Source organism: Ornithinimicrobium sp. (genome assembly GCF_030537745.1).
Lineage (GTDB): Bacteria > Actinomycetota > Actinomycetes > Actinomycetales > Dermatophilaceae > Ornithinicoccus.
Window position 1 is genome coordinate 1 of sequence record NZ_JAUNVI010000078.1, and the last position, 11,175, is coordinate 11,175.

13 protein-coding genes are annotated in these 11,175 nt (G+C 68.3%); 2 read left to right on the forward strand and 11 right to left on the reverse strand.

The genetic code is table 11. The features are described 5' to 3' along the window. The 10 genes from secD to Q4P07_RS12750 all read right to left on the reverse strand — a co-directional run. On the reverse strand, window positions 1–1,223 hold a 1,223-nt coding region (gene secD / locus Q4P07_RS12705; RefSeq protein ID WP_368660280.1), incomplete at its 3' end, for a preprotein translocase subunit SecD. Then, window positions 1,223–1,582: a preprotein translocase subunit YajC gene (gene yajC / locus Q4P07_RS12710; protein ID WP_303375286.1), complete on the reverse strand. Its 360-nt coding sequence runs from the start codon at window positions 1,580–1,582 to the stop codon at window positions 1,223–1,225. The genes yajC and secD, both read right to left, overlap by 1 nt. A 126-nt stretch (window positions 1,583–1,708) precedes the next feature. After that, the gene (gene ruvB, locus Q4P07_RS12715) at window positions 1,709–2,866 is read right to left on the reverse strand and encodes a Holliday junction branch migration DNA helicase RuvB (protein WP_303375287.1); all 1,158 of its coding nucleotides are present in this window, start codon (window positions 2,864–2,866) and stop codon (window positions 1,709–1,711) included. After that, window positions 2,863–3,468 (reverse strand): Holliday junction branch migration protein RuvA, encoded by a 606-nt coding sequence (gene ruvA / locus Q4P07_RS12720; RefSeq protein WP_303375288.1) that lies wholly within the window; start codon window positions 3,466–3,468, stop codon window positions 2,863–2,865. The genes ruvB and ruvA overlap by 4 nt, the downstream gene beginning before the upstream one ends. Beyond that, window positions 3,465–4,121, reverse strand: coding sequence for a crossover junction endodeoxyribonuclease RuvC (gene ruvC, locus Q4P07_RS12725; RefSeq protein WP_303375297.1), 657 nt, complete (start codon window positions 4,119–4,121; stop codon window positions 3,465–3,467). Before ruvC ends, ruvA begins: the two co-directional genes overlap by 4 nt. A gap of 120 nt (window positions 4,122–4,241) precedes the next feature. Beyond that, window positions 4,242–5,012 carry a YebC/PmpR family DNA-binding transcriptional regulator gene (locus Q4P07_RS12730; RefSeq protein ID WP_303375289.1) on the reverse strand — a complete coding sequence of 257 codons (771 nt, stop codon included), beginning with the start codon at window positions 5,010–5,012 and terminating at the stop codon, window positions 4,242–4,244. 129 nt (window positions 5,013–5,141) lie between these two features. Continuing rightward, window positions 5,142–5,744 carry a pyridoxal 5'-phosphate synthase glutaminase subunit PdxT gene (pdxT, locus tag Q4P07_RS12735; protein ID WP_303375290.1) on the reverse strand — a complete coding sequence of 201 codons (603 nt, stop codon included), beginning with the start codon at window positions 5,742–5,744 and terminating at the stop codon, window positions 5,142–5,144. Further along, entirely contained in the window at window positions 5,741–6,640 is a 900-nt protein-coding gene (gene pdxS / locus Q4P07_RS12740; protein ID WP_303375291.1) for a pyridoxal 5'-phosphate synthase lyase subunit PdxS, read from the reverse strand. The genes pdxT and pdxS overlap by 4 nt, the downstream gene beginning before the upstream one ends. Before the next feature lie 116 nt (window positions 6,641–6,756). Beyond that, window positions 6,757–7,392, reverse strand: a complete 636-nt coding sequence (locus tag Q4P07_RS12745) for a hemerythrin domain-containing protein (protein WP_303375292.1) — start codon at window positions 7,390–7,392, stop codon at window positions 6,757–6,759. Between the two features lie 57 nt (window positions 7,393–7,449). Beyond that, window positions 7,450–8,037, reverse strand: a complete 588-nt coding sequence (locus Q4P07_RS12750; RefSeq protein ID WP_303375293.1) for an HIT domain-containing protein — start codon at window positions 8,035–8,037, stop codon at window positions 7,450–7,452. An 83-nt stretch (window positions 8,038–8,120) separates the two neighbouring features. Here Q4P07_RS12750 and Q4P07_RS12755 point away from each other — a divergent pair, with 83 nt between their 5' ends. Continuing rightward, complete coding sequence (locus Q4P07_RS12755; protein WP_303375294.1) at window positions 8,121–8,579, forward strand: nitroreductase/quinone reductase family protein; 459 nt, start codon at window positions 8,121–8,123, stop codon at window positions 8,577–8,579. 13 nt (window positions 8,580–8,592) lie between these two features. Here the strand turns inward: Q4P07_RS12755 and thrS are convergent, their stop codons facing one another. Then, complete coding sequence (gene thrS, locus Q4P07_RS12760) at window positions 8,593–10,578, reverse strand: threonine--tRNA ligase (protein WP_303375295.1); 1,986 nt, start codon at window positions 10,576–10,578, stop codon at window positions 8,593–8,595. Window positions 10,579–10,684: 106 nt separating this feature from the next. Between thrS and Q4P07_RS12765 the strand changes: the two genes are divergently transcribed. Next, on the forward strand, window positions 10,685–11,175 hold a 491-nt coding region (locus tag Q4P07_RS12765), incomplete at its 3' end, for an NUDIX hydrolase (protein WP_303375296.1).

Here is an 11,175-nt window from a genome sequence, read left to right on the forward strand (position 1 = left end):
GCGCTGTCGGCATCAAAGTTTCCGCTGATGGTGGCGACGCCGTTGGTGATCGGGCTGTTGACGGTCGGGGCCGAGATGACCTCGCCGTCCAGCACCATCGCGAATCGGTTCTGCGGAGCGCCCTTGGGGAAGCCCATCAGTCGGGAAGTGACCTCGGAGAACTTCTTGCCGCCCTCTGCGTCGAAGGTGAGGACGACCTCCCACGCGCCGGTCACGACGCCCTGCTGAAGTTGCTGGAGCCCCGCGGTCGCGTCGGTGAGGCTGCCTCCCGACAACTCGACCGGACCGAGGATGTACTTCTCGTCACCGTCGGTGGAGCACGCGATCAGGGGCTTGGCGGACTGTGCCTTGGCACCGGCGTCCGCCAGCGCCACGGCGCCCGCGCTGCCTGGTGTGCAGTCAGCCTCCAGGAACTGCTGCTGCAGCTCCGGGGTGATCTGGGCCAGGTCGGAGGGGTCCGCGACGGGAATGGCGGGTGCTTCCGGATCGCTCGTCACCGACGGGTCGTCCGCGCCGGCAGGCGCGGTGCTTCCGGCCGCGTCTGAGGACGCCATCTGGGGCCGCTCGCCACCACGGTTCTCGTCGGTCTGCTGGGCCTGATCATCGGCGGGTGCGGTCGGGAGGGGGGCGGTCAACTTGTCGACCTCGTCCTGGAGCTGCTGCGACGGCAGCGGCAGCTCGCGCGGCACGAGCGGCGCGTCACCCGGAGACACGACCGGCATCGCGGCCAGGACGGGCCGGAACACCATCTGTGAGGAGCGGCTGAGGGCCTCCAGCTGCGCAGGCGTCGGGTTGCCGGGGATGGCGACCGCGACGTTGGAGCCCAGGCGGCTCACCTCTGCCTCTGCGGTGCCCGTGCCATCGACGCGACGACGGATGATGTCGATCGCCTGGTCGAGCTGCTCGGCGTTGATGGTCGCGCCAGTGTCGGTCAGCGGTGCCAGGACGACCTGGCGGCCGCCGGCGAGGTCGAGGCCGAGCTGGGGCGAGAGGGCGGCCTTCGGCGTCCCCCAGAGATGGGCGGCACCGAGGCCGGCAAACAGGAGCAGGCTGAGGACGAGCAGGGTCGTCAGAGTCCGGATCGGACCGCGGAGCCGCCCGCGGACCTTGGTGGCCGGCCGCTTGGTCCGGCGGCGGGCAGGCTGCGACGGCCGAACTCGGCCGGATGCGGCAGCGCCCGGGAGGACTTCCTCCTGGCGACCCGGTGCGGGGCGGGACAGCATCAGGCGGGCTCCCCCGGCAGGTCTGCGGAGGTGGTGGACGACCCGCCGCGCGGCTGGGCATCCGCACCGGCCGCCTCGGGCTGCGGGATGATCGAGCGCCGGTTGACCCGGACCACGACCCCCTCCGCAATCTCCAGCAGGACAAGGTCACCGTCCAGGCCGGTGACCGTGCCGTAGAGGCCCGCAGCGACCATCACGTCCTGTCCGACGGTCAGCCCGGCCTGGGCGTCGCGCGCTGCCTTGGCCCGACGACGCTGGGACAGCATCAGCCACAGCAGCAGCAGGAGCGGAAGGCCGAGAATGAAGAGGCTCAACGACCCGCTGTTGGAAGCGGGCGCTGCGGCGGCCAGTGGCGTCATGGGGAAGACCTTTAGCTAGTGCATGGAAGTGATGCCGTGGGCACCGGCGCCGGTCGGACCGGAAGAGGGCACCCGGGGCAGTCTAGGTGAGCGCGCTGGGCCGACCAAAGAGGCTTGCGGACGCGATCAGGAGAACCGCGCCGGGGAGGACGCCCGTCGGTCCTCGATCGGGAGCGGCTCCTGCCCATCGCGCGCGACCCAACCAGCGCCAAAGGGCCCGACCGGCGCAGGGTCTGGCGCCGTAAGCCCCAGGTGTGCCCAGGCTGCCGGGCTGGCCGCGCGCCCACGTGGCGTCCGCACCATGAAGCCCTCCCGCACGAGATAGGGCTCGGCGACCGTCTCGACGGTGTCGGGCTCCTCCCCCACCGCCACGGCGAGGGTTGACAGACCCACCGGACCGCCACCAAAGCGGGTGCAGAGGGCCTCGAGCACGGCGCGGTCCAGGCGGTCCAGGCCGAGATCGTCGACGTCAAAGAGCGCCAGCGCGGCATGGGCGGCCGCCTCGTCCACGGCGCCTTCTCCGTGGACCTGTGCCCAGTCGCGCACCCGGCGAAGGAGACGATTGGCGATGCGCGGGGTGCCGCGGGACCGGGACGCGATTTGGAAGATCCCGGCCTGGTCCGCCTGAACGCCGAGGAGGGTGGCGTTGCGCGTGAGGATGGTGACGAGGTCGGCCGTCTCGTAGTAGTCCAGATGCCCGGTGAAGCCGAAGCGGTCCCGCAGCGGAGCCGGCAGCAGCCCCGCCCGGGTCGTGGCGCCCACGACGGTGAACGCCGGCAGCTCCAGCGGGATCGCGGTCGCACCGGGTCCCTTGCCGACGATGACATCGACCCGGAAGTCTTCCATCGCCAGATAGAGCATCTCCTCGGCGGGCCGGGACATCCGATGGATCTCGTCGAGGAAGAGCACCTCGCCCTCCATCAGGGAGGAGAGCACGGCCGCCAGGTCCCCGGCATGCTGGATGGCGGGCCCGCTCGTGATCCGGAGAGGCTGCTCCAGCTCACTGGCGATGATCATCGCCAACGTCGTCTTGCCCAGCCCCGGAGGACCTGACAAGAGGACGTGGTCGGGAGGGGTGCCCCGACGTCGCGCGGCCTCCAAGACGAGGCCGAGCTGGTCACGGACCCGGTGCTGGCCGGGAAAGTCCGCCAGCCGACGCGGGCGAAGCGCGGACTCGATCAGGCGCTCCTCGTCCGTCCCGTCCGCATCGACCACGCGCCCGACGCCAGGATCCTCGCCCACACCGAAGTCGATCTCGCTGGAGCCGTCGCCATAGGCACTCATCGGCCCAGCTCCCGCAGCGCAGCACGCAGGATCGCCGCGACCTCCGTCGGCGCCTCGGGCGCGGTCGTGACTTTGTGGACCGTGTCGGTGGCCTGCTTGGAGGACCATCCAAGGCCCTCGAGCGCGGCACGCACCTGCTCGGCCCGGGCGTCACCGCCAGAGCCGGCCGGCTGGACCGCCAACGACGCAGGGTCCACCCCGACGGCCAGGATCTTGTCCTTGAGCTCGAGGACGAGGCGCTCAGCGGACTTTTTGCCGATGCCGGGGACCTTGGTCAAGGCGACGAGGTCGGCCCGAGCGATCGCAGCACGCACGGCGTCCGGAGAGTGCACGGACAGCATGGCTAGGGCCAGCCGTGGGCCCACGCCGGACACGGTCTGCACTTGTTCGAACAACGCCTTGGCGTCGGCGGTGGGGAAACCGTAGAGCGTCAACGACTCTTCACGCACGACCAGGGTGGTCTCCAGGGTCACCTCTGTGCCGAGCGCGCAGTCGGCTGCCGTCTCGGGCGTGGTGTGGACCATCAGGCCCACGCCGCCCACCTCGACGACAACGTTGTCCAGCCCGACGTGCCTGATCTGGCCGCGCAGGGAAGCGATCACGGGGCAATCCTCCTGGTGGTGCGAGTGCCGGCTGCCCCCGCGCGGGCGGCGGCGGCGCGGGTGGCCCTCTGGTGCTGGGCATGGAGCTGGGCGAGCCGGTTGGGTGCGCCAGACCTGGCATGGTGCTCAGCCTGCTGGATCCGGTTGCCTTCCCCCTGCCCGGCTCCCAGCCGGTCGGACATTGCGCCACGCCACAGGTGGCAGATGGCCAGCGCCAGCGCGTCGGCTGCGTCCGCTGGCTTGGGCGGGGTGGGTAGAGACAGGATGCGAGTGACCATGTGGGTGACCTGGGCCTTGTCGGCGCGGCCGTTGCCGGTTACTGCAGCCTTGATCTCCGACGGAGTATGCAGGCCGAGGGTGAGCCCGAGCCGAGCAGCGGCGAGCATCGGGATCGCCGAGGCCTGGGCGGTCCCCATGATCCCTTTGATATTGGCCTTGGCAAACACCCGCTCGACGGCGATCGCATCCGGCTGCCAGTCGGCGATCCACTGGTCGATCTCGGTCTGGACGGACAGCAGGCGCTCGTGCGGCTCGTCCGTGACGGGGGTGCGGATGACGCCGACGGCGACCATCCGCAGATTGCGCCCGGCGGTCCCTTCGACCACGCCCAGACCGCAACGTGTCAGGCCAGGATCGACGCCGAGCACACGCAGCATGGGTCCTCCTGGTCGGCGACAGCTCGCGGGGGTTGCGTACAGATGTTCGTACTCAACTTACGCTTCGCCACCACGGCCGCGCCGCAGACACGCCCAGCCTGCAACCGGGTTAGTCGCTCAGTCGTCCTCGCCCAGCTCGGCCAGGACCTCATCGGAGATATCCGCGTTGGAGTAGACGTTTTGGACATCGTCACAGTCCTCGAGCGCGTCGATGACTCGCAGCACCTTGCGCGCGCCGTCGACGTCCAGCTCGACCTCCATGCTCGGCACGAAGGTCGCCTCGGCGGAGTCGTACTCCATACCTGCACTCTGCAGGGCCGAGCGGACCTCGACGACCGAGGAGGCGTCGCTGATGATCTCAAAGGAGTCACCCAGGTCGTTGACCTCTTCCGCGCCGGCGTCGAGCACGACCTCCAGGAGCTGGTCCTCGGAGGTCTCTCCGGCGGTCTGCTCCTTGGGGATCAACACCTGGCCCTTGCGGTCAAAGAGGTAGGCGACCGATCCGTTGTCGGCCAGGGTGCCGCCGTTGCGGGTGAGCGCGGTGCGTAGCTCCATCACGGCGCGGTTCTTGTTGTCGGTGAGGCACTCGATGTAGAGCGCGACTCCGCCGGGGGCGTAGCCCTCGTAGACGAGCGCTTCATAGTTGGCCCCGCCTTCATCCTCCCCGGAGCCGCGTTTGACGGCGCGCTCGATGTTGTCGTTGGGGACGGAGGTGCGCTTCGCCTTCTGGACGGCGTCGAAGAGGGTCGGGTTGCCCGCGAGGTCACCGCCGCCGGTCCGTGCGGCCACCTCGATGTTCTTGATGAGCTTGGCAAAGAGCTTGCCTCGCTTCGCGTCGATGACGGCCTTCTTGTGCTTGGTCGTCGCCCACTTGGAGTGCCCACTCATCGCTGAAGTTCCCTTTGCTGCCGGAGGTTGACATGCTCTCGCCGCGACCGCTGCGCTGCGCTGTCGATGTTACCTGCCGACCTCAGGTATGCCGTGACGCCGGTCTGTCGCCCTGCTCGGAGCGTCGTGTCAAAAACTTGCTCGCACCATCTGCACGAACAGTGCGTGCACCCGCCGGTCGGGGGTCATCTCCGGGTGGAAGGAGGTTGCCAACAGGTTGCCCTGGCGGACTGCGACCGCGGCCCCGTCCACCTCGGCCAGGACCTGGACCCGCGGGCCGGCACGCTCGACCAGGGGCGCGCGGATGAAGACTGCCGGGAAGGGACGGTCAGCATCCTCGATGCCGATCACGGGCAGGTCGACCTCGAACGAGTCGACCTGACGGCCGAACGCATTACGGCGCACCGTCATGTCGATGCCGCCGAAGGTCTGCTGGTCTGCGTGACCGTCGACGATCTGGTCAGCGAGCTGGATCATCCCGGCGCAGGAGCCGTAGACCGGCAGGCCGTCGGCGATGAGGTCGCGGATCGGCTCGTGCAGCTCGAAGATGCGTGCCAGCCGGTCGATTGTGGTGGACTCACCGCCGGGGATGACCAGGCCATGCAGGTCATCCAGCTCGGAGGGCCGCCGCACCGGGCGCGCCGTCGCACCGGCGGCTGTCAACGCACTCAGATGTTCACGGACATCGCCCTGGACGGCCAGGACCCCGACGACCGGTGAAGGACCGGTCACCACCCGCGCTCGGCGAGACGGTGCGGCGCCGGGATCTCCTCGACGTTGATCCCAACCATGGCCTCGCCCAGCCCGCGCGAGACGCTGGCGATGGTGTCGGGGTCGTCGAAGAAGGTCGTCGCCTTGACGATCGCCAACGCACGCTCGGCCGGGTTGCCGGACTTGAAGATCCCGGACCCGACGAAGACGCCCTCGGCCCCGAGCTGCATCATCATCGCGGCGTCGGCCGGGGTGGCGATACCGCCGGCGGTGAAGAGGACGACGGGCAGCTTGCCTTCCTGCGCGACCTCCTTGACCAAGTCGTAGGGAGCCTGCAGCTCCTTGGCGGCGACGTAGAGCTCATCCTCGGCCATGTTCTGCAGCCGGCGGAGTTGGGCGCGGATGGAGCGCATGTGGGTGGTCGCGTTGGAGACATCACCGGTCCCCGCTTCCCCCTTGGAGCGGATCATCGCGGCCCCTTCGGTGATCCGGCGCAGCGCCTCCCCCAGATTGGTCGCACCACAGACGAAGGGGACGGTGAAGGCCCACTTGTCGATGTGGTTGGTGTAGTCGGCCGGGGTCAGGACCTCGGATTCGTCGATGTAGTCCACGCCGAGGCTCTGCAGGACCTGGGCCTCGACGAAGTGGCCGATGCGGGCCTTGGCCATGACCGGGATCGAGACGGCCTCGATGATCTTGTCGATCATGTCCGGGTCGCTCATCCGGGAGACGCCGCCCTGGGCGCGGATGTCTGCGGGCACCCGTTCTAGCGCCATCACGGCAACCGCGCCGGCATCCTCGGCGATCTTGGCCTGGTCGGCCGTGACGACGTCCATGATGACGCCGCCCTTGAGCATGTCGGCCATGCCGCGCTTGACGCGGGTGGTGCCGGTGGTGGACGTGCTGGGCTCGGTCATGCTGGCGTCTCTCTCGGTGCAGGAATAAGCGGCTGCTGGAAGCTGATCTTCGGCACCTGGGCAAAGCACAGGCCCTCCGGCGCGTGCCTCGATCCTACGTCCTGACCGCGCCGACGTTAACTGCCCTTGGCGATCGCTGCCTTGGACGCCTTCTTTGAGGATGCGGCCCTCACGGGACCGGTGGTGGTGGCCTTCTCTGCGGCCTTGGCAGCCTTCTTGGCCAGGGAGCCGGCCCGCTTGCCTCGCGTGGCGACGTACTTCTTGGGGTCCTTATCCTTGGGCGGGATGCCGGTGGCCGCCTTGATCGACTCATACCGCAGGAAGGCGACCGCGATCTCGTGCCGCAACTCCAGGCTGGCCTGCTGGCGGAAGTCGGCCAGGTCTTGGCGCTCCTCCTCGGCCATGTGCTCGCTGTTGTGCAGGTCGCAGTCGATGACTGCGGTCCACCAGGCCGTCGAGCCGGCCTTGCACCGGCTCACTTTGCGGATCGAGTCGCGGATCTCGTTGTGGTCCTTGACCGCGTCCTCGACCTCCTCTTCGGCAGACTCCGCATCGCCGGCACCGGTGCCCAGGCGCAGCAGCTCAGGATAGAAGTAGAGCTCTTCGGCCTCTGCGTGCGTCTCGAGCAGGATCTGCAGCCGGTTCCACAGCGCGTCCAGCCCTGCTTCGTCCTGGCGCGGAAACTCCTGAAGCATGGCAAACATCCGGCGTTGCTCGGCATGTTGATGAAGGATGACCTCGGTGATGTCCATGGCCCTACTGTCTCGGGCCTGCGCAATCGGCGCATCTCGTGACCGACATCGCCTCCCCTAGAGTTCGCCGCCATGCGGCCAGGCCGACGTCAGCCGTTGACGCACATCGTCGAGCAACTGCGGCAACGCCTTGGTCTGTCCGACGATCGGCAGAAAATTCATGTCGCCAGCCCACCTGGGGACGACGTGCTGATGTAGGTGCGCTGCGACGCCAGCGCCCGCGACCTCCCCCTGGTTCATCCCAAGGTTGAAGCCGGCGGGGTCGCTGGCGGACCGCAGGGCCAGGAGAGCGGCCTTGGTCAGTGCGCTGAATTCAGCCGTCTCCGCATCGGTCAGGTCGAGGTAGAGCGGGACATGACGATAGGGACAGATCAGCAGGTGCCCGGGGTTGTAAGGGAAAAGGTTGAGGACGACGTAGCAGTGCTCCCCCCGGTGCACGATCAACCCCTCGGCGTCAGACTTGGCTGGCGCGGCACAGAACGGGCAGCCCACGCCTGCGTCGTTGCTCGGCCTCTCCCCCTGCACATAGGCCATGCGATGCGGGGTCCAGAGCCGCCCGAAGCCGTCGGGGACACCCGCGAAGTCTCCCGCGTCGGCGACCGCCTGGCCATCGTCCTCGGCGCAGTCGTGCGGGCGTGGATCCATGACCGCGATCCTAGCCACCCGGATCGGCGCCTCGAACGGATCGGACCGGGAAGAGCGGCGAGGATCTGCACGTTGTCGTGATTATGTCCATCGAACCGCACGCTCCCGCCACGTCATACCTGCCTGAGAAGACGAGCTGGGTCGCCACCCAGCTTGCCCAGATCGACGCCGCCGGTGACACCCGGGTCGCCGACATCAACGGGATGTCGATCATCGTCATGACGATGCGCGGGGCCCGCTCAGGCTTGCTGCGCCGCGTGCCCGTCATGCGGGTCGAGCACGACGGCACGTATGCCGCGTTCGCCAGCAAGGGTGGCGCAGCCAAGCACCCGACGTGGTTCTACAACCTCAATGCCGGCGGCGAGGTGCTCGTGCAGGACGGCACCGAGCAACTGACCCGCACCATCCGGCTGCTCGAGGCTGGCCCGGAACGCGACCAATGGTGGGACCGCGGGGTCGCTGCCTTCCCGCCCTATGCGGAGTACCAGCAGAAGACGGACCGCCAGATCCCGGTCTTCCTGCTCGAGCCGCGCAACGGCTGATCGATGAGCCGCCTCAGACCTGGACGCGGTCGCGGATCGCCGCCATGATCTCGGCGATCGCCTCGGCGACCGGCACTCCGTTCTTCTGAGAGCCGTCGCGGTAACGGAACGAAACCGCCCCAGCGTCGCGATCCTCACCGCCGACGATGAGGATGAACGGCGCTTTGGACTTGCTCGCGTTGCGGATCTTTTTAGGGAACCGGTCGTCGGACAAATCCAGCTCGACCCGAGCGCCAGCCGCGCGAAGCTGGGCGGCGATGTCCTTGAGGTAGTCGTCAAAGTCCTCGGCGACGGGCACCCCTACCACCTGCACGGGGGCCAGCCACGGCGGGAAGGCACCCGCGTAGTGCTCGACGAGGACGCCGATGAAGCGCTCGATCGAGCCGAACTTGGCAGAATGGATCATCACCGGCTGCTGCCGGGTCCCGTCAGCCGCTTGGTATTCCAGACCGAAGCCCGCGGGCTGGTTAAAGTCGTACTGGATGGTCGACATCTGCCAGGTGCGCCCGATCGCGTCACGCGCCTGCACCGAGATCTTGGGGCCGTAGAAGGCCGCGCCGCCGGGGTCGGCGACCAGCTCGAGACCGGTCTCGCGCGCGACCGTCTCGAGCACTTCGACGGCACCGGCCCACTGCTCCGGGGTCCCTTGGAACTTGTCCTTCTTGTCCCCCGCCATGTCCGGGGTCGAGAGCTCGAGGTAGTAGTCGCTGAGCCCGAAGTCGTCCAGCAGACCCAGGATGAACTTCAGGAGGTGCCGGATCTCGTCAGCCGCCTGGTCTGGAGTGACATAGGAGTGGGAGTCGTCCTGAGTCATCCCGCGGACCCTGGTGAGCCCGTGCACGACGCCCGACTTCTCGTTGCGATAGACCGACCCGAACTCGAAGAAGCGCAACGGCAACTCCCGGTAGGAGCGCCCGCGCGAGGAGAAGATCAGGTTGTGCATCGGGCAGTTCATGGCCTTGAGGTAGTAGGTGCTGCCCTCCATCTCCATCGGCGGGAACATGCTGTCCGCGTAGTAAGGCAGGTGCCCAGAGGTATGGAACAGGCCTTCCTTGGAGATGTGCGGAGTCCCGACGTAGTCGAAGCCCTCCTCGATGTGCCGCTGGCGGACGTAGTCCTCCATGACGCGCTTGAGGACGCCGCCCTTGGGGTGGAAGAGCGGCAACCCGGAGCCGAGCTGCTCAGGGAAGGAGTAGAGATCCATCTCGGCACCGAGCTTGCGGTGGTCGCGCTTCTCCGCCTCGGCGAGACGATCCAGATAGGCGGTGAGCTCCGGCTTGGTCGGCCAGGCGGTGCCGTAGATGCGTTGCAGCTGAGGGTTTTTCTCGCTGCCGCGCCAGTAGGCGGCGGCGCTGCGCATCAGCTTGAAACCGTTGGCGATGAGCTTGGTGGTCGGCACGTGCGGCCCCCGACACAGGTCGCCCCAGACGACGGTGCCGGTGCGGTCGAGGTTGTCGTAGATGGTCAGCTGGGAGCCACCGACCTCGACGCTCGCGCCCTCGGCGGCCTCGTCGGCCGAGCCGCCCTTGAGGCCGATCAGCTCAAGCTTGTAAGGCTCACCAGCCAGCTCTCGTCGCGCCTCACCGTCGCTGACGTCACGCCGAGCGAAGGTCTGACCCGAGTTGATGATCTTCTGCATCGACTTCTCCAGCGCCTTGAGGTCCTCAGGAGTGAACGGCGCCTCGACGTCGAAGTCGTAGTAGAAGCCGTCCCGGATCGGTGGGCCGATGCCGAGCCGAGCCTGCGGGTCGGCGGCCTGGACGGCCTGGGCGAGCACGTGCGCGCACGAGTGGCGCAGCACTTGGAGGCCCTCGGGCTCGCTGACCAGCACCGGCTCCACCACGTCACCGTCGGCAAGCACGTGGGCCAGGTCGACGAGGTCGCCGTCGACACGGGCGACCACCACCTGCCGGTCGTCGGCGAAGAGGTCAGCAGCGCTCGTGCCCTGATCGACCGATCGCTGTCTGCCTGCGACCTGGACGATGATCTGGCTGGACACGGATGTGCTCCTCGAAGCGCTTGCGGGGTGACGCTGGCCGGCTGGCTGGCGCACCACGAACCCTACCGCCAGGGGCACCTCATACCTCAACGCTTATCGTCGCCCCATGGGCCACGTGCAGGACCGGGAGCCGCCGGACGGGATCGTCAAGCACTTCACGGTGGCGGTCTTTGTGGTGTGTCAAGGCCAGGTGCTCCTGCACCCCCACCGCAAGCTGGGGCTGTGGCTGCCTCCCGGTGGTCACATCGAGCCCCACGAGCTGCCCGACGACGCGGCCAGGCGGGAGGCTCGCGAGGAGACCGGGATCGCGGTGCGGCTGGTCGGCAGTGCCGGGATCACCCACGACGCGCCCGGCGCCCCGCGACAACTGTTGCGGCCAGAGGGCATCCAGGTCGAGGACATCTCCCGCGAGCCCCCTCACCAGCACATCGACCTGATCTACTTCGCGGTCCCGGAGGACACCGCCTGCGAGCTTGGCGGTGTGGGGCTGCCAGTGGTCGGCAGCGACGCAGGTGGCGAGCCTGGTATGCAGTGGGTGGACGAAGCGGGCCTGCGCACCCGCCCGCTGACCGAGGAGGTCAGGATCTGGGCCCGCTC